We start from the raw sequence: 21,749 nt of genomic DNA on the forward strand, positions 1-21,749 counted from the left end.
ACCCTTACTATAAGAGAGGTTGTAAAATACAGATGTGACATTTCGCACAGTTCAAGAGATTGTCAAAAATTCAGTAGAAAATAAGTTTGTGAGAAAATCTTTTGTTCCGTTGTGAAGATTATGGTTAATCTTAATTATTAGGAGAATGCTATTTTGAGGTATCGACTATTTTGCAAAAGAAAAAGAGTTTTGATATTATTTCAAAACTACCATAAGGAAAAGAGTATAAATTGTGTGTAAAAAAATTTTTCCCAATGTTATTATTTTATATCGAGTCTGATTTTACATAAAACTACAAATCATTATTTACTGTATTGCCCTTAGTTACGGAAACAATTATACTAGATGTAATCGAAATAAATAATCTGAATATTCTCAGAATTTAAGGTAGAAGTTTTACTATCTACAAATAGAATTAGAAATATGTCCACTAAATTGATTAGAAAACGATAATAACATTAGGAGGATTACGATGCCCCAGCTTGATTCATTACATCCCACTGTAGAAAAAATAATCAATAATATTGAAAAAATAATGGTCGGAAAACGAAAAGAAACCATCTTAGTTTTGACAGCTCTCTTAGCTGAAGGTCATGTGCTATTAGAAGATGTTCCTGGTGTCGGGAAAACAATGCTAGTACGTGCTCTTTCTAAATCCATTGATGCTGATTATAAGCGAATTCAATTTACACCTGATTTATTGCCGTCAGATGTAACAGGAGTTTCTATTTATAATCCGAAAGAGCTCCAATTTGAGTTCAAGCCTGGACCAATTATGGGGAATTTTGTACTTGCTGATGAAATTAATCGTACATCTCCAAAGACACAATCTGCTTTACTTGAATGTATGGAAGAAGGCAATATTACAATAGATGGCATTACAAAGCCTTTACCAAAGCCGTTCTTTGTCATGGCTACACAAAATCCGGTCGAATATGAAGGAACATATTCTCTACCAGAAGCTCAACTCGATCGTTTCTTATTGAAACTAAAAATGGGATATCCTACACCAGAGGAAGAATTTGAAATTTTAAACCGGATGAAAAAAACGAATCCACTCTCTCAATTACAGACCATTACTACAATAGAAGAATTACTTTATTTACAACAAAGCGTACGGGTAGTAAGTATGGACAAAGCAATTAAGCATTACATTGTAAAGCTTGTTAATCAGACTCGTACGTACAGTTCTATACAGTTAGGTGTAAGTCCACGTGGTTCGATTGCTTTAATGAAAGCTTCACAAGCTTATGCATTTATCCATGGCAGGAATTATGTTATTCCAGACGATGTTAAACTTTTAGCCCCTTACGTTTTAGCACATAGACTCATTCTAAAAATGGAAGCAAAATTTGAAGGAATAACTGGCGAACAAGTTATCGCAAAAATCGTTGCACGAACTACCGTGCCTACTCAAAGGACGATGAACCCTTGATGAAACGAATGCTGCGAGCGCTATATCACGTTATGAAGTTATTGCTACTCCCTTTATGCCTAGTCTTAACATTTGTGTACGCTATGTTTCAAGGAGGGTTTGTAAGTTGGTTTTTATTTTACAGCATAATTCCCATTGCTCTTTATTCACTACTACTCCCCTTCTACGCTTTACGGGACGCTGAAGTAAAGCGAATAACAAACCAAAATGGATATGTAGTAGGAGAACAATTTGTAAGCACGATTACAATAAAAAGAAAATTTCCTTTTCCCTTACTTTATTTAGTTATAGAAGATGAACTGCCACCACAATTTATAAGTTGTAAACAAATAAAGATGAATAAGGTAGTACTCTTCCCAGGATTGAAACGAAATATTTCGTTTCAATATGTTATTGACACAATCCCTAGAGGCGAGCACACTTTTTCAAGCGTACGTGTCAAAACCGGCGATTTATTCGGCATGATAGAGAAAGAAGCAACTTTTTCAGTTCCAAATACATTTTTAGTCTATCCCCAGTATGTAGATATAGCGTATCGACAATTGGAAAATCATTTCGAACAAGGAGCGCTTTCAGCAAATATAAATTCAGCAAAAGACTCTACAATCTCTGTCGGTGTCAGAGACTATAAACCTGGTGATCGCTTTTCATGGATTGATTGGAAAGCAACTGCACGAACAAACAATATTATGACAAAAGAGTTTGAACAACAGCGCAGCCATAATATCATGATATTCATAGACAGAAACGAGTCTCCTCTATTCGAATCAGTCGTCACATTTACTGCCTCTATTGTAAGGGCTGTCTTGAAACAAAATTCACCAGCATCATTCGTGTCTATCGGAAAAGAACAAACTATTTTCCCTTTAGACAATGGAGATACGCAGTTACAACAAATCCTTTGTCATTTAGCAAAAGTACAAGCAGACAGTGTATTTCCGCTCTCCCAGAGTGTAGACATGGAACTAAGAAAAATTTATGAGCCCGTCACGGTTATACTCGTGACCAGTAATCTTTCTCCCGATATTCAAAAGGCGGCTGATTGTGCTGCTATAAGAAATAGAAAATGTATGGTTTTTGTCGTGAAAGAAAAAGCGAATCAACTTTCACACCGAGAACTCAGTATACTAGAAACTCTAAAAAAACGACAAATATTTGTAAACACGGTTTATGAAAACCGGTATACAAACGTGTTTTTTGAGGTGAGCAAATGATGATATTACAAGCAAAATACAAGTGGGATACGAACAGATTCTTCATGCATGCATGTGTATTTCTTCTTTTACTAGAATGGCTAAGACCTCTTATAGGTATTACAAATGTAGGTAGATTAGATATTTTCGTAACATTTATAGGAATTTGCTTCGCTCTCTCTTTTTTTCAAACGAGGTGGCAGATTCCTATAAAAATTGTCACAGTCTTATTTATCATTCATTCCCTATATTATAAAAATGCTTTTATAAATCCATCTTGGCTAACAACATTCTTTTCTGATATGTTTCGAAATTCCTCCCTGTTTTTCCAAGGGAATTTACTAGATATTTCCCCAGTTTTTCCGACGGTTTTATTTTTTCTCTCATTTTGGTTTTTGAGTTCTTTCACTTCATTTTGGATTATTCATAAAAAACGTGGGTTTCTATTCCTTGTATTGACTATTATTTATATCGCAACTTTTCATAACTTACATTTATACAATGCAAACTACGCTATTATTCGTACTGTTGTCATCGGCTTTTTTATGCTTAGTCTTCTTCAAGTAGAACGAATAAAAGAACGTGAACACTTACAAAATTATGCTAGACAAATCTCAAAATTACTTAGACCACTTACAATATTTATCGTATTATTAGCAACCATTGCATACTTTGCTCCAAAATTTGGCCCTCAATGGCCAAACCCAATGGATTTTTTAAAATTCAACACATCTGAAGCAAGTAAAGAACAAAAAATTTCTACAATTGGGTATGGTTTAGATGACTCGCGATTAGGCGGTCCTTTTAAGGCGGATCCTACAATTGTTTTCACAGCACGAACGCAAAACAAACAATATTGGAGAGTAGAAACAAAAGATTTTTATACAGGAAAAGGCTGGGGAATTTCTGAAAATCCGAAAAAGGTTTCTTTTAAAAATAAAAACGACGTCGTAAGCTGGTACGAACAAAATACAAAAACGGAAACGACTGAGGCAACAATTACCATGCAAAAAAGTTACCCTCACCTTACCTATCCAGCAGGATTAGTATCAGTTGAGGCTGCTTCTGATGTATCATACAGTGTTGACCCGTTTTCAGAAAAAATTTATACAATGAATGGAGACTCTTCTACTACTTTACATTCGTATAAAGTAACATATGAGATCCCTAAGTTTTCCATAGAAAACTTGAAAGCTGTAAAAACAAATGAAGGTCAAGAAACAAATCCTTATTTTATGACAAAGTACACACAACTTCCCGAGTCATTACCACAGCGCGTAAAAGACTTGGCTGCCAATCTTACAAATGATAAAGACAACCGATATGATAAAGTATTAGCTATTGAAAATTACTTCACAGACAACTCTTTTACATACGAATCAACGAATGTCTTATTCCCTGCCAAAAGCCAAGATTATGTAGATCAATTCCTTTTCGATACAAAAAGCGGCTACTGTAATAATTTTTCGACGTCTATGATTGTACTACTTCGTTCTGTCGGGATTCCTGCTCGCTGGGTAAAAGGCTATACAGAAGGAACTCTTGACAATACACTTGCCTCTCCAGAAGGTGAGGATGTTTATACAATCACGAACGATAACGCACACTCTTGGGTCGAAGTATATTTCCCAGGATACGGATGGATTCCATTCGAACCAACAAAAGGATTTACTAATCCCTATAACTTTATAAATAATACGCCTGCTCCTATTTCACAAAATAGCGAAGCAAATAATTCTAATAACACGCAAATACAACAACGAAATAATGAAGCAAAACTTAAAAGTTTAATAAAAAATACAGAAGAAGCTTCTACTAAAAAGGTCACAAATTCTAAAACTAGTTTGTCTTTGTGGTACGTATTCCTCTCTACGATACTAATTAGTATTATGGGATACATTCTCTTCACCACTAGAATGATATGGAGGACATTTCTTATTATTCATTTCTATAAATACCGAAAAGATGATGCTGTTTATCAAAAAGCTTACGGTGCACTTTTAAAACAATTTGCGAGAATTGGCATGCCACGGGGTGAAAGTCAAACATTCCGAGAATACGCTCTCCATATCGATACACTTTACAACTCGGCCGATATGCAACAACTTACTGCCAGTTATGAGAATGCTATGTATAAACAGGGGCAGGCTGCAGCAGAATGGAAGAAATCCGTACACTTATGGGAAGTGCTTATGAAAAAAGCAGCTTCTCTACCTAAATCAGATGGCTTTGATACAGTAATTTAATCTTGAAAATGTGAGTTTAAAGAAAACGTCTCAAAGAACTACATTGTTCTTTGAGACGTTTTTTAATAAAGTGAAACTCCTAATTATTCTCCAAGTACCTTCTCAATCTCAACCTCTAAATCTACCGGCTTCGTCTGCGGCGCAAAACGCCCTACTACTTTCCCGTCTTTTCCAATTAAAAACTTCGTAAAATTCCATTTCACTGCTTTCATACCGAGTAAACCTGGTGCTTGTTCTGTCATGTATGTATATAAAGGATGAGCCTTATCACCTTTCACATCAACCTTTGCAAACATTGGGAAGTTTACACCGTAGTTTAATTCACAAAAACTAGTAATATCCGCTTCTGTACCTGGTTCTTGTCCTCCGAATTGGTTACAAGGGAATCCGAGTATTTCAAGTCCTTGGTCTTTATATTTATCATACACCTCTTGTAATCCTTTATATTGCGGTGTGAAACCACATTTACTAGCTACATTTACAATAAGAAGTGCTTTTCCTTCGTAATCTTTTAACGATTTTTCTTCACCGGTAATTGTTTTAGCTGAAAAATCATAAACTGTCATTGTCTTTGCCCCTCTCTTCACTATCATTCTATGTTTATACTATACTACATTCGTGAATATACATCTCTTATTACGTACTTATAAGATATAATGATAGCGCTTTATTTTCGTTCAAAATTCGACACATACTACTAGACTTTTATGATGGAAAGTTTTACAATTGAAATGTGAACAAAATGTGACAGTTTATATTCCATTATAAAAGAAAAGGATGGTGTCCATTATGAAAACTGCACAACATGAAACGATTTCAAATCGCGAGTTTTATTTCGTACTATATATGATGTTATTGTATGTTACTGGCTGGGTAATCGATGTAAATGGTTTATTCTTAAGCTCCTACTTTAATTTAGCAGGAGAAATTATGCTTCCATTAGTAGGCGGGATTGTTGGACTGTTCATTATGTCTATTAATAAACAACAAACGAAATAATAATATTACAAAAAGGCAGAAGACGAGCTTCGTTTTCTGCCTTTTTTCTATTTTATCGTATAATAGAAACATGCAGTATATAAGGAGTGGTAAATATGAAAAAAGTAGAGCAATTATCTTCTCACCTATATCTTATTGATGATTTCGATTTACAGCATAATGAACGAACAGGTACGTACGTTTTATTAGGTGACGATATTACTTTAATTGAAACTTGTGCAGCCCCTTCTCTTCCGTATATTTTAGACGGCTTACAACAATTACATATTGATTTAAACGATGTTAAAAACATTATCGTTACACATGTGCATTTAGATCACGCTGGCGCAGCTGGTTTAATGATGGAGAAGTGCCCAAATGCTACGTTATATGTGCATTCTCGTGGTGCTCGTCATATGATTGATCCAACAAAACTCATTTTAGGTGCAAAAGCTGTCTACAAAGAAGATTTCGATAAACTCTTTGATCCAATTCTTCCTATAGAAGAAGAACGTGTTCGTATTGTACAACATGGTGATACGTTAAAAATTGCCGAAGAACGTATCCTTACATTTTACGATACACCGGGGCATGCTAAGCACCATATTAGCATTCACGATTCATTAACAAACGGGATTTTCACTGGTGATACAATTGGAATTTATTATAGAGAACTCGCAAACGTTGGTGTAGAACTGTATCTACCATCAACGTCCCCTTCACAATTTCAACCAGATGCGATGATTGCTTCTAAAAATCATATTCAAAGTATGGATGTAGATACTATTTATTTCGGTCATTACGGCGCATCCTCTCATGTTACAGAAGTATACAATCAACTGGAACATTGGCTACCTATTTTCGTTCAGACTGGTAAGGAAGTCTTTGAAAAGTATAATGATTTCGATGAAGCGACTAAAGCTTTACAAACTTTGTTAATGGATAAAATCTCTTCTCATCTTACAAAGTTAAACGTTCCATCAGATCATTCCGTTTATAATATTTTACATCTAGATATAGAAATTAGTGCAATGGGCATTATTGATTATTTCACGAAGCAAGAAAAAGCAAACTCCACTATTAACTAACAGTAAAAGAAGAGATATACAACAGTAGTTATTGTATATCTCTTCTTTTTTTGAATATATTTTGAGTAAAGGATGGTGGAATATAATGCAAAAAGTGATGCTATACCTCTGCTTTACATTATTTATCGTCTTATTATTATTTGTAGGAGTAAAAATTCAATTTTATTTAGATACAGACACGCAAGTGAACTTTAACGTTTATCCAAGATTATTCTACTTTACACTCTTCCCTCTTATAGTTGGCATTTTATTACGATTCCTTCAATCTATTAATCGCGAAACAAGTAAACAAAACTGGAGCTTTCAACCGGATAAATTTATTGCTATTACAGTGCCTACACTATTCATTTCCTTTTCCCCAGCACTACTCTTTTCACCACTTGCAGAATACCTACCTTATTTAGTTAATATTATTCTAATAAATACAACTTTTGTTACGATAATTAGTTTAATAGCTGGTTATTCACTTTTAGATTGTTTTATACAAAAAGATACTGCAAATATGAAAAAATATAATTGAACACTCTTTTTTTGTTTTAATAAAAAAGCTCAAAGCTAAAGCATTGAGCTTTTTACTTATCTCACCTTTTCATCTACATACTCCATAAACTGCTCCGCTTGAATAAATCTTTCTTTGTACGCCTCAGGTACTTCTTCTACTTTCATCCCACCAGTTGATTTTGTCTTCACTTGTACGATTTCATATGTCATTAAAGCTTCCACATAACGGTCAAACTCTTTTTGTGTTAATACTTCTTTACTAGACTTATGACCATTTAATTTATCAAAGTATGGCTGAAGACCCATACTTACCTTTTTCATTTCTTCTCTTTTTGCTGGTGATAATTGATCATAATCAATATTACCGTTCGAATCTCCGTACGTAAGTTTTGCATTTGTTAATTTTTTTAGTTCTTTTGTAAACTCTTCATATTCCTTCGTACCCATTTCATCTTTCGCCTCTGATAATTTTGCACTAAAACGCATATACGCCTCTAATGTCATCGTTCCGGCATGTTTTTTTAAATTCTCGAAAGATCCGTATATACCATCCGCCATAATAGATTGATACGCAAAACCAGTCGTCGGGATTAAAAATGCTGCCGCAAGCACTCCTGCAATAAGACGCTTCTTCCTTTTGTTCCCTCCGCGATTCATTTTAATCTGAACAATTACTTTTTCTTTTAACTCCGGCGGGGCAACAATTCCCTTCGATTCTTCTTGTATAGATTCTCTAACTCTACAATCTAAACTCATTTCACATTCCCTACCTCTCCTAAAAAGATTTCTTCTACTTGCTCTTTTTGACGTAGTTTCTTTAATGCTGCGTGAATTCTAGATTTCACAGTACCAATTGGAATATGTAATATTTGTGCTACTTCTTCTTGTGAATAATCGTGTAAGTATCTTAAGATAATAACTTGTTTCAATTTATACGGTAATTTATGAATGAGTTCAATTAGTTTTTGGTTTGATATTTTACTTACAACATCGTTAGAAAAATCAATTTGCACTGACTTTCTTTGCTCTTCTGCTTTTTTTATAATTCGTAGTCGCATCCACCTCTTTCTTCTATAAGAGTGAATTTGTTTAATCGCAAGTCCAATTAGCCAAGGACGAAATGGCTTCTCGCTATCATACTTACGAAGCGATTCATATAGTTGTATGTATATTTCTTGAACGACATCATCTACATCCGTTTTATCCTCTATTAAAAAATGTGCTGTTTTATATACTTCTTGAATCGTTTTATCATACAACTTGCTATATGCTTCTTTATTTCCTGATAAAGTTAATTGGATTAAATGTGCGTAATCTATTTCACCCTTCATATTCCAGCCCTCCTTTGTCTTACACTATATATTGGCAGGTAATTCATATTTCGTTCGATTTTTTTAAAGTTTTTTTATATAAATTAATATTATGATTCATTGAGTTCATAAGCTTCACTTATAACCACACATAACTATTATATAATTTTCCAATTTCTGATAAAGATTTAAAATAATTTATATAGTCAAATTTAGGAGGATATATGATGAAAGCTATCGTTGTAACGTCGTTCGGTGGTCCTGAAGTGATGAAATATACAGATTTGGATATACCGGCTATTTCAGAAGATCAAGTTTTAATTCGCGTTGTTGCTACTAGTGTAAATTTCGCTGATATTAAATTACGTTATGGTAAAAAAGGAAATAAAGCACTACCTTTTATTCCAGGTATAGATGCCACTGGTATTGTAGAACGTGTCGGTTCTCATGTGAAAAATATTCACCCTGGACAACGTGTCATTGCTTTTCCTCAAAATGGATCTTACGCAGAATACGTTGTTGCAAATGAAAATCTTACTTTCGTATTACCCCATGAAGTTGACTTTCAAACTGCAGCCGCTTGTCCAATCGTATCTTTTACAAGCTATAATTTACTCGCAAATGTTGCAAGGCTTCAACAAGGTGAATCTGTACTCATTCATGCGGCTGCTGGCGGAATTGGCACTACTGCTATTCAACTTGCTAAACTATTAGAGGCTGGAACAGTTATAGGCACTGTCGGAAGTGAAGCAAAAAAAGAAATTGCTTTAGATGCTGGAGCTGATTATGTTATTTGTCATCAAGATGAAGATTTTGTAGAGAAAGTCAATGAACTGACAAATGGTGAAGGGGTTGATGTAATTTTAGACTCTATTTCTGGAACGGTTTCTGAAAGAAGTTTAAACTGCCTTGCTTATTACGGTCGCCTCGTTCATTTCGGTAATGCTAGCGGTGAAATTGGTAACTTTCAAACGAAAGATTTACATGCAAGTTGCCGCTCTATACTCGGTTTTAGCTTTGGAAACACACGAAAAAAGCGTCCTGAACTGCTCCAAGAAACTGCAAATGAAGTTTTCCGTTATTTGCGTGACGGACGTTTACAAATTAAGGCTACGAAATCTTTTCCACTTCAAAATGCAGGGAAAGCACATGAATGGGTCGAAAGTAGAAAAAGTACAGGGAAAGTAATACTAACCGTTTAGTCCTCTTCCTGAAATGAATACTGGAAACAGAGGTGGCATTCATGGGATCACGAATTATGCATGTTATTATCGCTAGTGGTATTGCTGAGAAACTATCAATTCACGATAAGACTTCTTTCTTACTTGGAGCTGTAGCCCCTGATGCTGTTCATTCAAAAAAAGAAAAAGGAACCTCACATTTTTATGCCGGTACAACGAAGAACTATACGAGAAGAATAGATTATGATTCATTTTTTCATAAATATGAATCACATATAGATTCCCCATTTATTTTAGGCTATTATACCCACCTCATTGCCGATGATAATTGGCTAAGTGGATTTTTTCTACCTTGGCTAAAAAATAGAATAGAGAATGACGAAACTATCGCACCCCTGTACTATAACGATTTTAAATTGTTAAATGCAAAGTTGCTTCATCATTACGATCAAGAACAACAGCTTTTCTCTCTTCTCAATCAAGAGGCTCACATTGTGGATATTGAAGAGATTTCTAAAGAAAACGTTTTAGCTTTTCGAAAGTATCTTTTTGAAGATATGTTGTATCCAAAGCAACATTTGCATGAAGACTTACAAGTATTTACGTTTGATCAAATCGTTGGCTATATTGAGACAGCTATTGAAAAAGGAGTATTTTTTATTAAACAACTCTCTAATGAAAAATCCACTTCAAAAATTTAATCCCCCTCAAATATATTTGAGGGGGATTTTCACATAGCAATATTATTATTGGTTCTTCTCCATAACTGCAAAATAATTCCCTTCGCTATCAGCAAAGTTAAACACTTTACCAGAAGGCATAGTTACCATTTCTCCAACAGTAACATTTTTATTTGTTAAATCTGTATATAGTTGATCAAGATTTTCTGAGAAGAACATTAAAGACGGTGTACCAAGATTCAATTCTGGGCTCATTTTCGAAATAACTTCTTTATTATGTAATATAATGCTCGTTTCCGCACCGCTTTTCGGAGCGATTTCAATCCATCTCATTCCTTGCTTATTATCTTCCTCTGCAACTACATGAAACCCTACCTTCTCCGTCCAAAAATTTACTGCCTCATCTTGATTATTTACATATAACATAATTTGTCCTACTTTATGGATCATTACATTTCCCCCTAATGGTTTTTATATTCTATGTAGCTTTCTACAAATACTATCGTTATTCCTTTTGAGTTGGTATGTACTTCTTTGCAAAATTTATCGACTGACTCATCCCATCCAGTTCATCAAAATAATCATTTCTTTCAATCATGTTATATCCGTCGAATCCAATTTTATCTAATACTTTGAAGAATATATCGAAATCTACTTCACCATTCCCTGCTGCGACTTCTATATACTTAGTTGAACGATCACTTTTCACTTCTTTACAATCTTTAATATGAGTTTGTACTATATAATCTTTTAATAGTAATAAACCTTCTCCTGGATTTTCATTTACATCACTTATTAAATTTGCTGGGTCAAAGTTAACAGCTAGTCCTTTCGAGTTTGCAGTTTCTAAAAATCGTTTTAATACTATTGCTTTTTCAGATCCCGTCTCAATGGCGAAGAATCCTCCAAATCTGAACGCTAAGTCCCCTATTTCATTACAAACACGTAGCATTTTATCATAGTACTCACTATTTTCATCATCAGGGATTTTCCCAATATGGGCTGTTACTATGTTAGCTCCTAACCTTAACCCTTTATCAGTAATATATTTAAAACTCTCTATTACACATTCAGCTTCAGTTCCTATTATTCCATTTTCTCCGAAGCTAATTGCTAATGACGGGACTTGAATCTCATTAAAAGATAAGTTTTCTTTTAATGTATTCCATTGTATCTTTGAGGTGTTAACTAAGTTGAAAGTCGGATTCATAGCATATAATTGAATATATTCTAAATCCCATTCCCTTGCTTTTTGTATTCCTTCGTTTACTTCAATATATTTCGTATTCAAAAACATTCCTAATTTCCTATCCATATGTGTACCTTCTTTTTATTATTTCGCATCATTTTAATATTCGACTTTTTTATATTATTTCCTCGTATAAACCAAATAAATAAACTACCCTTTTTTCGATACTCCCAGTAGAAGCATATATATGATAGGCACATTAAAAACACTAATACAATTCCCATTATCACTTGTTTACAAACAAAAAAGACGTAACTACAAATAGTTACGCCTTCTCCATCATTTATCTAGGCTTTTTCTTCCCAGTAAATGCTGGTTTCTTTTTCTTTGGTGCTTTCGGTTTCGTTTCTACGAATGATCCTTTGAACATTTCTTGCTTCGTAAATACGATGCCTAGTTTTTTCGCAAATTGCAGTAATTTGCGCTCTTCTTGTGGAGTTACAAGAGATACGACAGTTCCTTCTTTACCCATACGTCCAGTACGTCCTGAGCGGTGAATGTATTGGTCTACTGTATCTGGTAATTCTAAGTGAATTACATGTGTTAAATCGTCAATGTCGATACCGCGCGCTGCAATATCAGTAGCAAGTAGAATTTCTAATTTCCCTCCGCGGAAAGCACGCATTGTCGCTTCACGCTCTTGTTTACTTGCTTCTGCATGAAGAGCCGCCGCTTTCATTTTACGGAATTTCAATTTCTCAGTAATTTCATCTAAACGGAATGGATCGTTTAAGAAAGCAACTGCTTTTACATCGCCCATATGCATAATTCTTCTTACGTAATCATTTTTTTCGCGTCGCTCACAAATGATATACGTATGCTCAACTAAGCTTTTTGATTCTGCACGTGTTACACGTACTAATTGTGGTTCCACTGCTAAATCACGTGCCGCATCTTCTGCCGCTTTTGTCATTGTCGCCGAGAAGAATACTAATTGACGATCGCGCATCGTTGATTTAATTACATCTTGCACTGCGCCCATCATTTTTTGCTTTACAATTTGATCAAACTCATCAAATACAATTGTTTTTACTTCATGCATTTTTAGCTTTTTCATACGAATTAATTCTAAAATACGGCCTGGTGAACCGACAATTACTCTTGGGTGTTTCTTTAATTTTTCAACTTGGCGCTTAATATCTGCACCACCAATTAAAGATGCACCTGAAATTTCAGTTCCTGCTGTAAACTTTTGAACCTCTTCATGAATTTGCATTACAAGTTCACGTGTTGGCGCTAAAACAACAACTTGTGGCTGTTTTACTTCAGGATTAATTTTATGTAAAAGTGGTAATAAGTACGCTAATGTTTTTCCTGTTCCAGTTGGAGATTCAGCTATAACGTCTTGTCCTTCTAAAATAGTTGGAATCGCTTGTTTTTGAATTTCAGTTAACTCTTTAAAACCAGCCTTCTCCCAAGCTTGTTGTAAAAATGGTTGCATATCTTTTATCATTTGTTTTTCTCCTTTATCTCTATTTTTGAAGAAAATGCTGTATTGTTCGCACCGTTTCTATCATGTGTGAAATAACAGCTATTAAATCATCAACATGGTCTTCTGTAATCGCTTTTTGAAATAGAACCTCTACCTTATTATGATATGAAATCGCTTGCTTATTATATTCGTATGAAACTTTCTGCATAATCATTCTTTCTTTTCCCCATATAGAACGCATTAATGTTTCAATTTCTTCGCATTTTACTTCTGGTTGTTCTAACGGGAATGAAAATGCTAGCTTCATTTCACAACCTGGTGTAAACTGAGGCACTTCTAGTATTTCACCAGACAAGTTCTTTGCATCCACAGATAATGAAAATGTTGCTTCTACTAATGGTTCAAACGGTTCTGTTAATTGAAATGAGATATGATATATACGACTTAATGAAGCAAGATCCATCATATCTTTTCGATCTGTTACAAGAATATCTCCATGTAGATCAAAATCATACACAGCACCTTCTACGATTACTTTTAAATTGTCAAAAGCAGTTGGATCAAACATAATTTCCTCCAAAAAACAGGCGCCTTTCGATGGAAAGGCGCCACTTGATGTATATATAGTTTACAGATAAACGAGATGAATTACAACCTTTTAGAATAAACCTACTGCTTTTCCATCTTCATTTACATCCATTTGAAGTGCTGCTGGTTGTTTTGGAAGACCTGGCATTGTTAACATTGTACCTGTTAACGCAACGATAAAGCCTGCGCCGATAGATGGTTTTAACTCACGAATTGTAACGATAAAGTCAGATGGACGACCTAATTTTGTTGCATCGTCAGAAAGAGAGTATTGTGTTTTCGCCATACAAACTGGTAGGTTACTCCAACCTTCTCCTTCATATTGAGCTAATTGCTTACGTGCTTTCGGAGCAAATTCAATATCTTTTGCGCCATATACCTTTTGAGCAATTGTACGAATTTTTTCTTCTAAGGGTAATTCTAATTCATAAAGTGGTGCGTAGTTGTTTTCACCTTTTTCGATTTCTTTTAGTACTTTTTCAGCAAGGTCAACTCCGCCTTGGCCACCCTTCTCCCAAACTTCTGTTAAGGATACTGCATAGCCACGCTCATTACACCACTCTTGTAAGTATGTAACTTCTGCATCTGTATCTGTAATGAATTTATTAATTGCAATTACGAAAGGCACACCGAAGCTTTGAATTGTTTCAACATGCTTCTGTAAGTTTTCCATACCTTTTGCTAATGCATCTACATTTTCTTCTTTTAATTGATCTTTTGCAACGCCACCATGCATTTTAAGCGCACGAATCGTCGCAACAATAACAACTGCTTCTGGTTTAATGCCAGCTGCACGAGCTTTAATATCTAAAAACTTCTCAGCGCCTAAATCAGCACCGAATCCAGCTTCTGTAATAACATAATCACCTAATTTTGCTGCCATTGTTGTAGCGATAACACTGTTACAACCGTGAGCGATATTCGCAAATGGTCCGCCATGAATGATAGCTGGTGTATTTTCTAACGTTTGTACTAAGTTCGGCTTTAATGCGTCTTTTAATAATAGTGTTAACGCACCTTCTACACCTAAATCTTTAACCGTTACAGGTTGATTTGCAAAGTTATAGGCAACTACGATGCGAGATAAACGTGCTTTTAAGTCTTGAATATCTGTTGCAAGGCAGAACACGGCCATAATTTCAGATGCTACTGTAATGTCAAAACCGTCTTCACGTGGTACACCTTGTACAGGTCCACCAAGACCAATTACTACGTTACGAAGGGCACGATCATTTAAGTCAACGCAGCGTTTCCAAACGATTTTACGCGTATCAATTCCAAGTGTGTTTCCTTGTTGGATATGATTATCAATAAACGCTGCTAATGCGTTATTGGCAGTTGTGATCGCATGGATATCTCCAGTAAAGTGAAGGTTAATGTCTTCCATTGGTACGACTTGTGAAAAACCGCCACCCGCTGCTCCACCTTTTAATCCCATCGTCGGTCCAAGAGATGGTTCACGAAGTGCAATTACTGTTTTCTTACCAATTTTGTTAAAAGCTTGACCTAAACCAACTGTTACTGTTGATTTACCTTCTCCAGCTGGAGTTGGGTTAATTGCTGTTACTAAAACAACTTTACCGTCTTTCTCATCTTGTAAGCGCTTAAAAATATCAAGAGATAACTTACCTTTATAATGCCCGTATGGCTCTAATTCATCTTCTAAAATATTTAAATCAGCTGCAATTTCTTGAATCTTCTTCATACTCGCTTCTTGTGCGATTTCAATATCGGATTTCACTGTTGTAGTAGTTGTCATATACCCTAGTCCCCCTTTAATTGGTTCTGATGATATTGTATCAGTTTTTTGTATTTTCTGCACTTATTTACCTCCTAAAAATTCTTTCATTTCTTTATACGTTTTTTAACATAAATACCCATAAGAATGTTAACGATTGTTGTAACTCTGTAGGTAGTTGACCTAACATCTTCTCATTTACTCCGCGCTTATATACGCCGATGCCATCTACAACTTTAAAACCTTGTTCTTTCGCTAACTGTTCAAATTCCCAAGGCATCATCGTATTACAAACAACGTCTTTTCCGTACAAGCGAGGATAACTGTTCTCTCGTGGCTTTGCTGTCGGTCCTAAAATTGCAATACATGCATATCCATCTTTCTTTAACACACGCTTTATTTCATTTAACGCTCGTAATGGCTCTTCCGTCCATTCTAAAGAATTAATTGCCATAATTGATTCAAATTGCTCATTTTCAAATGGTAATGCAGAAAGATCTCCTTTTATAAAAGATAAATTCGGTCCTTCTCCGCGTTCCTTACCTTTTTGAATCATCACTTCCGATAAATCTACTCCCACTGCTTTATAGCCTGCGCGACTTAATTTATATGTACCGTAGCCATCACCACAACCAACATCGAGCACTTGTGCTTCTTTCTTCACGTATTGTTCAAAAAACGGAATAATTGTACTTCTGCTACCACTGTCCCACATCTCTTGACTATTTTGATTCCAAAACTCTGCGCTACTATCCCATTTCTTCTCCGCTGACTCGTGCCAATTAAATTTCGTCATACATTCCCCTACCTTCACGTATTATCATTCATTTCATTCTACATCATTTTCCAAAATTCCTGTTTTATCCCGCTTGCAGTAAGACACCTACCTCAAAATTCAATGGATGCGGATCAGTTAATGGGAGAGAACTGCTCATAAAAATCCAATTGTTGCTGGCTGATAATCAGTCCTAGTGGAAAAAATCCCACACTTTATCTTCAATAGGAGATGGATATGTTAACGATGGAATGCGTATTCTCCAATTTTTTCTTTACTTGGGTTTAACTCATACTCATGCTCTTCTCATTTTGAAAGATACTATAGATACACCCAATTGAAAGAGAGGGATGTACATGCGAAGAAAGAGAAATCATCATTTTAAAAGTGGTGAAAAAAACGAAGAGTATGCTGCTGAAATATCACCAGCTGGCATTCCAATTAGACATAAGCGTAAAGAAATTGCAAATGAGATAGAAGGTACAAATACCGGCACAATGGTAGGCTATGTCGCTTTATTTCTTTCGTTATTCTCCATTGCTTTTTATCCAGTTACGCTCGGCTCCCTAGCAATTTTAGTTGGCCTATTAGCTGTCAATTTCGGAGCAAGAACACTTGGATATACAGCAATTGGTTTTGGTAGTTTTTCTGTTTTATTTACTTTACTTTATCCGCTTGCTTTGTCAGCGTTTTAAAAAAACACACCAAGTTATACTTGGTGTGTTCATTCATGATACAACATAATATGACCGCATCCACAACAATGTTTCGCTGTAATTTCTTGAAACACTGGATAATTTTCTTCATCTCGATGCTCAATAAATACTTTTTCAAATCGATACATGTTTGGTGCATATGCCCAATCTTGTTTCGTACGTGCATATAACGTTGAGGAAAAAAACTCCTCACCACCGCAAACGATACATGTGTTCTTCATCGCTATCCCTCCTATGCTTGTCTTACTTCATCTATATGAACATAAGCATAAAAAAAAGACCTTCTATTACTAGAAAGTCTTCTCTGAAACAAAAAGAAATGTACCAAACATTCCTACTCCGCTATATTCTTTTGAAACACCAGCTTCTGTTTTAAATGTTTGCTTTACAGTCATAAAGAATACACCATTTCGTGCATCTGTACTTTCAAATTGTAGTTTTTCTTTTTTACCATCTACATTTTGCGTGCATTCAAAACTACTCTCATTACAATTCAACGCATACTTATCCTCTACATACACTTTAAAATCTGATTCTTTCGGACAAGTTATAAGTAATATTGCCACGAGAATAATACTTATAATACCCACAATTGTATAATATTTCTTCATTTGTACTCCTTTCAAATGACAAGAAAACTTGACTTCATACGCCAAGTTTTCTTAGTCAACAACCCATTGCCACTCTTGTTCTTTCTTATCAAAAATGAGCCAACCTGTTTCTGTTGCTTCCTCTTTCAATTCATCGATATTATCTAACACCTCATCCGTACTTTCATACGAACCAACTACATATACCGGAATTTCAAGACCTCTTCTTGACTCAATCTTCCCTGCTAGATCTATGTAAAGACCATCTTCCATTAGTGGAATCAGTCCCATGATCAATTCTTTTGAAATTGCTGGGAAAATTTTTGATTTTTGGAAGAAAGAAAAACGTTTCTTACCGAAAGCACCGAGTTTATACGGAATGACTTTACTTAACATTCCTACAAAATCAGCAATTCTACGATAATACACTTTGTTGTACCATCCGTCATCATGTGAAAAATAAACAAATCGATTTTTCAACAGCGGAAAGAATGTTCTTGCAAGTGGTTCTTTTTTGTGAGCCAAATATAATAATTCTGCAATTTCTTTCGGCTCTAATTCATCTAAATCGCTTGCATCATCAAAATCTACCCAACAAAATTCATCAAATTCATCAATCTCTGCTTGAATTAACTTATGTATATTTTCTTCCTCAACATATTCAAATAAAGTATGATAATGAAAATCCGTCCATTCAAAGTTGTGCTTCAAAAGCAACACTTGATGAAGCGGTGAAGGGATGTTACTCGCAAACTCTTTAAACGTAATTCCTGATGTAATAAAACAATGACCTCGACGATTACCATTAATATATATCATATTCTTTACTTGGTCAGATCCTCCAGACAAAGCACCTAGCCACCTTCGTTTTATATGTTTCAATTCTATAGCATATTTTAACATGAAAAATTTTAGAAACATAGAAAAAACTTCAAAAACTATTTACAATTTCATGTGTTTTATTACATAGTGATTACAAGAAAAAACGCCTGCTCATAAGCAGGCGTTTTTAAAGGATTTCATCAGGGTTTTGAGGATGATGATTTCCCTCTTTCTTTTCTTCTTTTTGGAACATTGATTGAATTTTATCAATTGTTTGTGGAGCTAATTCAATCATTTTTTCTGCTAAATGTGTCGCATTTTGTAGATGAAGAATATTTACTCCATCTTTATTCACCACAAGAAATGCTACTGGTGTAATAGAAACACCACCCGCGCTACCGCCACCAAATGCAGCGTTACCGTTCGCTCTTTGTCCATCATTCGTTTGGAAATCAGAACCTCCTGCTCCAAAACCGAACGCTACTTTAGAAACCGTTAACACCACACCACCGTCAGCCGTTTGAACAGGCTCTCCAACAATCGTATTTACATCAACCATTTCTTTTAAATTTTCCATTGCTGCTTTCATTAACCCTTGAATTGGATGATCCACCGTTCATAACCTCCTTTGTCATATCTTTCCTAGTTTTTCCGAAAGTTTGTGAACTAAACATAAAATTTAATATTGATTTCAAAAAACTTAAGTTGTAATATTTAGAAAAATAAAAAAGAGGTCGACCTACTAATCACTTTAATCACCTTACATAATTAAATTTTATTTTAGAAGTTAAAATACTCTCCTATAAATTATTACTTTTTTACCACCAAAACTTACAATACGCACTTTCTTTATGCCTTACGTTTCGATATACCTTTTTTATTTTTCCTTTGATATCTTGGAGTTTCTCTTTTATGTTGCTCCCACGTTTTATTAAATGACTGAAATTTAAACTTGCAATATGCTAATAGCTGAAATCCTGCTGCTGCGATGGCTATCGTATACAGTGAACTCCCCCCCACTTAGTATCTCTTATGAGCATACCCCTAAGTGGGGGCTTCTCGGTTCATCGCTACTTTTGATAGCTAACGAATTTGTCCTAGGACAGCCGAGCTAACTCCCTTGTTCCAAAGGTTATTTTGTTACTATTTATGCCAACGCTAGTAAGCGTATGGCTTCTTTTTTGATATTGATAGCTGCGTTATAATCACGGCCGATTGTGAGTCCACACGAACACGCATACATGCGTTCACATAATGGCATTTCTTTTTTATTTCTACAACGACTACACATCTTTGTAGAAGGAAACCATTTATCTATTTTTACAAGCTGTTTTCCTTGTTCTTGCAGCTTATATTCTAAAAATGTCGTGAACATCCTCCAACCGTTGTCCGCTACACTTTTACCAAAGCGAAGTGCTCGTGACATTCCTTTCATATGTAAGTCTTCAATTGCTACAACGTCAAAATTCGTAGCTAATTCTTTAGACTTGTGATGAAGAAAATTTTTACGTTGATTGGCGACCTTTTCATGCAACTTCGCTACACGAATACGTTGTTTATTCCAGCGCACTGAACCTTTCACACGCCTTGCTAATACTCGTTGTGCCTTCGCTAATTTGTCTAATATCTGATGATAAAAGCGAGGATAATTGGCTTTCTCATCTTCGCTACTCACGTACAATTCAGCCATTGCGAAGTCTAATCCAACTACACGTTCTACTTCTTTTGGAGTGATTTCTTTTTCATATTCGGTCAAAATAGACACGTAATACTTACCAGTTGGTGTCATCGAAATCGTACATGATTTGATGATATGATTTGGCGGGATCTCTCTATGTTGCTTCAGTTTCACCATTTTCAATTTTGGTAATTTGATATAACCATGAAATAACATAATATTTCCGTTTACTCGATTCGTTGTATAGGATTTTCTACTCTTTTTATTTTTGAATGTAGGAAACTCACTTTGACCACTAAAAAAATTCTTATACGCAGTTTGCAAGTTTAATTGAGCGTTGGCCAATGCCAATGAATCAATTTCTTTCAACCATTCATACTCCACTTTATATTTCGCAGGAGTAGGGAATTTTTGTTTCTTCAGCTCTTCCTTGTTCGCTTTGTGTTTTTCATATATTTCTTTCCGTTCAGCCAGCATTTTATTATACACAAAGCGTACACATCCGAACGTTTTACATATGAGATGTGCTTGTTCTTCTGTTGGATACAGACGAAATTTATACGCCTTATTCTGCTTTGGCATATCCATTCACCTCATTTTCCGCTTCATTTCCCATAAGCTATGACGGTGATCACACAACCTGAACACTACAAGATTATTATCTACTTTCATTGTTATACCAAACTTTACCTCTTATAAGACTGATTATATCAGGGGCGAAATAAATAGGAAACTCAAATGTTTGGCTACGCCAAACCGACATTCATCCCCCACCTACCGCTAGACTATCGTCTTTCACACGCCTCTGGGAGGATACTTCTTTCGGATAATACGTTAAAAGGGGCCCTACTACATACCTAAAGTATCCCACCCATAATCGTTATGAAAATATATCAAAATAAAACTAGTTGCTGCGTAAAATGTAGCCCCTTCATCATCTTTCCCTTTGTTTTACTAAAGAAAGAAGCATACCTTTCATCCATACTAAACGCACCTTCACTCGCTTGTTTAAACGTATCAAGCGTTGTCACAATATGAACAACAACTGCTCCTAAAAATAACAATCCTGCATACAGTAATGTTATCTGATCAATTGAATTATTAGCCATTTTAGTACCAATCAAAACTACGAGTAAGATTATTGCCATTTGAAATGCATTTAATAATACAACAAGTGTTTGTAGCTTTTGAAATTTAAATTGAGCTTTTGGAAATAAATATAGAATGAAAAAAATTACTTGCAGAGCATATAACAACACTTCCAGCTTAACAATTCCTATATTAAGGAGGACCATACAGTAATCCCAATCACCTGATACAATAATAGAAAAAAACAGCTATTGAACTATAAAGTATTCCTCCAAACATAAATCCTGTAGCACCCTCAGGACTTAAACGATCATTACATGTCATCCTAAACTTATCTAAATCTTCTTCTTTTATATTCCACATCCTGGCCCTTCACCTTCTATACGTTTCAATTATTTTTCGCGCACTAAAATTCTATTAATATATTATTTATCCCGCTTTAATGGGCAGTAAGACCCCC

General features: G+C 35.0%; 23 protein-coding genes and 1 pseudogene. 9 read left to right on the forward strand and 15 right to left on the reverse strand.

Features of this window, described 5'->3' with window-relative positions:
• Positions 1 to 472 precede the first annotated feature (472 nt).
• From AB6801_RS01680 to AB6801_RS01690, 3 genes are read left to right on the forward strand one after another with little or no spacing between them, the layout of a single operon-like run.
• Positions 473 to 1,435, forward strand: coding sequence for an AAA family ATPase (locus tag AB6801_RS01680; RefSeq protein WP_097998234.1), 963 nt, complete (start codon positions 473 to 475; stop codon positions 1,433 to 1,435).
• A complete protein-coding gene (locus AB6801_RS01685; RefSeq protein WP_097998235.1) occupies positions 1,435 to 2,649 on the forward strand; it encodes a DUF58 domain-containing protein in 1,215 nt (404 codons plus the stop codon). The genes AB6801_RS01680 and AB6801_RS01685 overlap by 1 nt, the downstream gene beginning before the upstream one ends.
• Positions 2,646 to 4,874 (forward strand): transglutaminase TgpA family protein, encoded by a 2,229-nt coding sequence (locus tag AB6801_RS01690; RefSeq protein WP_097999312.1) that lies wholly within the window; start codon positions 2,646 to 2,648, stop codon positions 4,872 to 4,874. Before AB6801_RS01685 ends, AB6801_RS01690 begins: the two co-directional genes overlap by 4 nt.
• 83 nt (positions 4,875 to 4,957) lie before the next feature.
• Here the strand turns inward: AB6801_RS01690 and bsaA are convergent, their stop codons facing one another.
• On the reverse strand, positions 4,958 to 5,440 hold the full coding sequence (bsaA, locus tag AB6801_RS01695; RefSeq protein WP_000219434.1) for a glutathione peroxidase: 483 nt from the start codon (positions 5,438 to 5,440) through the stop codon (positions 4,958 to 4,960).
• 223 nt (positions 5,441 to 5,663) lie between these two features.
• On the opposite strand from bsaA, the gene AB6801_RS01700 reads away from it, so the two are divergent.
• The 3 genes from AB6801_RS01700 (at position 5,664) to AB6801_RS01710 (ending at position 7,460) form a co-directional block, all read left to right on the forward strand.
• Positions 5,664 to 5,873: a DUF3925 domain-containing protein gene (locus tag AB6801_RS01700; RefSeq protein ID WP_000844984.1), complete on the forward strand. Its 210-nt coding sequence runs from the start codon at positions 5,664 to 5,666 to the stop codon at positions 5,871 to 5,873.
• 95 nt (positions 5,874 to 5,968) lie between these two features.
• On the forward strand, positions 5,969 to 6,940 hold the full coding sequence (locus AB6801_RS01705) for an MBL fold metallo-hydrolase (RefSeq protein WP_000754970.1): 972 nt from the start codon (positions 5,969 to 5,971) through the stop codon (positions 6,938 to 6,940).
• Positions 6,941 to 7,025: 85 nt separating this feature from the next.
• Entirely contained in the window at positions 7,026 to 7,460 is a 435-nt protein-coding gene (locus AB6801_RS01710; RefSeq protein ID WP_001174544.1) for a hypothetical protein, read from the forward strand.
• A 56-nt stretch (positions 7,461 to 7,516) separates the two neighbouring features.
• Here the strand turns inward: AB6801_RS01710 and AB6801_RS01715 are convergent, their stop codons facing one another.
• Positions 7,517 to 8,197, reverse strand: a complete 681-nt coding sequence (locus AB6801_RS01715; protein ID WP_000050697.1) for a DUF3600 domain-containing protein — start codon at positions 8,195 to 8,197, stop codon at positions 7,517 to 7,519.
• The gene (locus AB6801_RS01720) at positions 8,194 to 8,772 is read right to left on the reverse strand and encodes a sigma-70 family RNA polymerase sigma factor (protein ID WP_000675563.1); all 579 of its coding nucleotides are present in this window, start codon (positions 8,770 to 8,772) and stop codon (positions 8,194 to 8,196) included. Before AB6801_RS01720 ends, AB6801_RS01715 begins: the two co-directional genes overlap by 4 nt.
• 206 nt (positions 8,773 to 8,978) lie before the next feature.
• Between AB6801_RS01720 and AB6801_RS01725 the strand changes: the two genes are divergently transcribed.
• Together AB6801_RS01725 and AB6801_RS01730 are read left to right on the forward strand one after the other, a co-directional pair.
• Entirely contained in the window at positions 8,979 to 9,953 is a 975-nt protein-coding gene (locus tag AB6801_RS01725; protein ID WP_000644627.1) for a quinone oxidoreductase family protein, read from the forward strand.
• Between the two features lie 41 nt (positions 9,954 to 9,994).
• Positions 9,995 to 10,633 (forward strand): zinc dependent phospholipase C family protein, encoded by a 639-nt coding sequence (locus tag AB6801_RS01730; protein WP_097999313.1) that lies wholly within the window; start codon positions 9,995 to 9,997, stop codon positions 10,631 to 10,633.
• A 45-nt stretch (positions 10,634 to 10,678) separates the two neighbouring features.
• On the opposite strand, the gene AB6801_RS01735 is transcribed toward AB6801_RS01730, so the two are convergent.
• The 6 genes from AB6801_RS01735 to AB6801_RS01760 form a co-directional block, all read right to left on the reverse strand.
• Positions 10,679 to 11,062, reverse strand: coding sequence for a VOC family protein (locus AB6801_RS01735; RefSeq protein WP_000581467.1), 384 nt, complete (start codon positions 11,060 to 11,062; stop codon positions 10,679 to 10,681).
• A gap of 55 nt (positions 11,063 to 11,117) precedes the next feature.
• Positions 11,118 to 11,927: a sugar phosphate isomerase/epimerase family protein gene (locus tag AB6801_RS01740; RefSeq protein WP_141530617.1), complete on the reverse strand. Its 810-nt coding sequence runs from the start codon at positions 11,925 to 11,927 to the stop codon at positions 11,118 to 11,120.
• A 217-nt stretch (positions 11,928 to 12,144) separates the two neighbouring features.
• Entirely contained in the window at positions 12,145 to 13,314 is a 1,170-nt protein-coding gene (locus AB6801_RS01745) for a DEAD/DEAH box helicase (protein WP_000588613.1), read from the reverse strand.
• Positions 13,315 to 13,333: 19 nt separating this feature from the next.
• Positions 13,334 to 13,861 carry a hypothetical protein gene (locus AB6801_RS01750; RefSeq protein WP_000460219.1) on the reverse strand — a complete coding sequence of 176 codons (528 nt, stop codon included), beginning with the start codon at positions 13,859 to 13,861 and terminating at the stop codon, positions 13,334 to 13,336.
• A gap of 90 nt (positions 13,862 to 13,951) precedes the next feature.
• Positions 13,952 to 15,640 carry a formate--tetrahydrofolate ligase gene (locus AB6801_RS01755; RefSeq protein ID WP_014482011.1) on the reverse strand — a complete coding sequence of 563 codons (1,689 nt, stop codon included), beginning with the start codon at positions 15,638 to 15,640 and terminating at the stop codon, positions 13,952 to 13,954.
• A 94-nt stretch (positions 15,641 to 15,734) separates the two neighbouring features.
• Complete coding sequence (locus tag AB6801_RS01760; protein ID WP_000160044.1) at positions 15,735 to 16,415, reverse strand: class I SAM-dependent methyltransferase; 681 nt, start codon at positions 16,413 to 16,415, stop codon at positions 15,735 to 15,737.
• A 335-nt stretch (positions 16,416 to 16,750) separates the two neighbouring features.
• Between AB6801_RS01760 and AB6801_RS01765 the strand changes: the two genes are divergently transcribed.
• The gene (locus tag AB6801_RS01765) at positions 16,751 to 17,089 is read left to right on the forward strand and encodes a hypothetical protein (RefSeq protein WP_001253202.1); all 339 of its coding nucleotides are present in this window, start codon (positions 16,751 to 16,753) and stop codon (positions 17,087 to 17,089) included.
• A 29-nt stretch (positions 17,090 to 17,118) separates the two neighbouring features.
• Here the strand turns inward: AB6801_RS01765 and AB6801_RS01770 are convergent, their stop codons facing one another.
• From AB6801_RS01770 to AB6801_RS01795, 6 genes and pseudogenes are all read right to left on the reverse strand, one after another.
• Positions 17,119 to 17,331 (reverse strand): hypothetical protein, encoded by a 213-nt coding sequence (locus tag AB6801_RS01770; protein WP_000798747.1) that lies wholly within the window; start codon positions 17,329 to 17,331, stop codon positions 17,119 to 17,121.
• Between the two features lie 69 nt (positions 17,332 to 17,400).
• A complete protein-coding gene (locus AB6801_RS01775; RefSeq protein ID WP_000761171.1) occupies positions 17,401 to 17,721 on the reverse strand; it encodes a hypothetical protein in 321 nt (106 codons plus the stop codon).
• A 51-nt stretch (positions 17,722 to 17,772) separates the two neighbouring features.
• Positions 17,773 to 18,549, reverse strand: a complete 777-nt coding sequence (locus tag AB6801_RS01780) for an oxalate:formate antiporter (RefSeq protein WP_000014087.1) — start codon at positions 18,547 to 18,549, stop codon at positions 17,773 to 17,775.
• Positions 18,550 to 18,709: 160 nt separating this feature from the next.
• Complete coding sequence (ytfJ, locus tag AB6801_RS01785) at positions 18,710 to 19,135, reverse strand: GerW family sporulation protein (protein ID WP_000349986.1); 426 nt, start codon at positions 19,133 to 19,135, stop codon at positions 18,710 to 18,712.
• Between the two features lie 534 nt (positions 19,136 to 19,669).
• Positions 19,670 to 20,782: an RNA-guided endonuclease TnpB family protein gene (locus AB6801_RS01790; RefSeq protein ID WP_097999315.1), complete on the reverse strand. Its 1,113-nt coding sequence runs from the start codon at positions 20,780 to 20,782 to the stop codon at positions 19,670 to 19,672.
• Between the two features lie 267 nt (positions 20,783 to 21,049).
• A pseudogene (locus AB6801_RS01795) lies at positions 21,050 to 21,652 on the reverse strand (hypothetical protein).
• Positions 21,653 to 21,749 lie beyond the last annotated feature (97 nt).

The sequence above is a fragment of the Bacillus sp. RCC_6_1 genome, assembly GCF_041360755.1.
Classification (GTDB): domain Bacteria; phylum Bacillota; class Bacilli; order Bacillales; family Bacillaceae_G; genus Bacillus_A; species Bacillus_A cereus.

Bases quoted from the DNA above. Each gene is read 5' to 3' on its own strand.
- AB6801_RS01680 (WP_097998234.1), top strand. From the start codon at position 473: ATGCCCCAGCTTGATTCATTACATCCCACTGTAGAAAAAATAATCAAT.
- AB6801_RS01685 (WP_097998235.1), top strand. From the start codon at position 1,435: ATGAAACGAATGCTGCGAGCGCTATATCACGTTATGAAGTTATTGCTA.
- AB6801_RS01690 (WP_097999312.1), top strand. From the start codon at position 2,646: ATGATGATATTACAAGCAAAATACAAGTGGGATACGAACAGATTCTTC.
- bsaA (WP_000219434.1), bottom strand. From the start codon at position 5,440: ATGACAGTTTATGATTTTTCAGCTAAAACAATTACCGGTGAAGAAAAA.
- AB6801_RS01700 (WP_000844984.1), top strand. From the start codon at position 5,664: ATGAAAACTGCACAACATGAAACGATTTCAAATCGCGAGTTTTATTTC.
- AB6801_RS01705 (WP_000754970.1), top strand. From the start codon at position 5,969: ATGAAAAAAGTAGAGCAATTATCTTCTCACCTATATCTTATTGATGAT.
- AB6801_RS01710 (WP_001174544.1), top strand. From the start codon at position 7,026: ATGCAAAAAGTGATGCTATACCTCTGCTTTACATTATTTATCGTCTTA.
- AB6801_RS01715 (WP_000050697.1), bottom strand. From the start codon at position 8,197: ATGAGTTTAGATTGTAGAGTTAGAGAATCTATACAAGAAGAATCGAAG.
- AB6801_RS01720 (WP_000675563.1), bottom strand. From the start codon at position 8,772: ATGAAGGGTGAAATAGATTACGCACATTTAATCCAATTAACTTTATCA.
- AB6801_RS01725 (WP_000644627.1), top strand. From the start codon at position 8,979: ATGAAAGCTATCGTTGTAACGTCGTTCGGTGGTCCTGAAGTGATGAAA.
- AB6801_RS01730 (WP_097999313.1), top strand. From the start codon at position 9,995: ATGGGATCACGAATTATGCATGTTATTATCGCTAGTGGTATTGCTGAG.
- AB6801_RS01735 (WP_000581467.1), bottom strand. From the start codon at position 11,062: ATGATCCATAAAGTAGGACAAATTATGTTATATGTAAATAATCAAGAT.
- AB6801_RS01740 (WP_141530617.1), bottom strand. From the start codon at position 11,927: ATGGATAGGAAATTAGGAATGTTTTTGAATACGAAATATATTGAAGTA.
- AB6801_RS01745 (WP_000588613.1), bottom strand. From the start codon at position 13,314: ATGATAAAAGATATGCAACCATTTTTACAACAAGCTTGGGAGAAGGCT.
- AB6801_RS01750 (WP_000460219.1), bottom strand. From the start codon at position 13,861: ATGTTTGATCCAACTGCTTTTGACAATTTAAAAGTAATCGTAGAAGGT.
- AB6801_RS01755 (WP_014482011.1), bottom strand. From the start codon at position 15,640: ATGACAACTACTACAACAGTGAAATCCGATATTGAAATCGCACAAGAA.
- AB6801_RS01760 (WP_000160044.1), bottom strand. From the start codon at position 16,415: ATGACGAAATTTAATTGGCACGAGTCAGCGGAGAAGAAATGGGATAGT.
- AB6801_RS01765 (WP_001253202.1), top strand. From the start codon at position 16,751: ATGCGAAGAAAGAGAAATCATCATTTTAAAAGTGGTGAAAAAAACGAA.
- AB6801_RS01770 (WP_000798747.1), bottom strand. From the start codon at position 17,331: ATGAAGAACACATGTATCGTTTGCGGTGGTGAGGAGTTTTTTTCCTCA.
- AB6801_RS01775 (WP_000761171.1), bottom strand. From the start codon at position 17,721: ATGAAGAAATATTATACAATTGTGGGTATTATAAGTATTATTCTCGTG.
- AB6801_RS01790 (WP_097999315.1), bottom strand. From the start codon at position 20,782: ATGCCAAAGCAGAATAAGGCGTATAAATTTCGTCTGTATCCAACAGAA.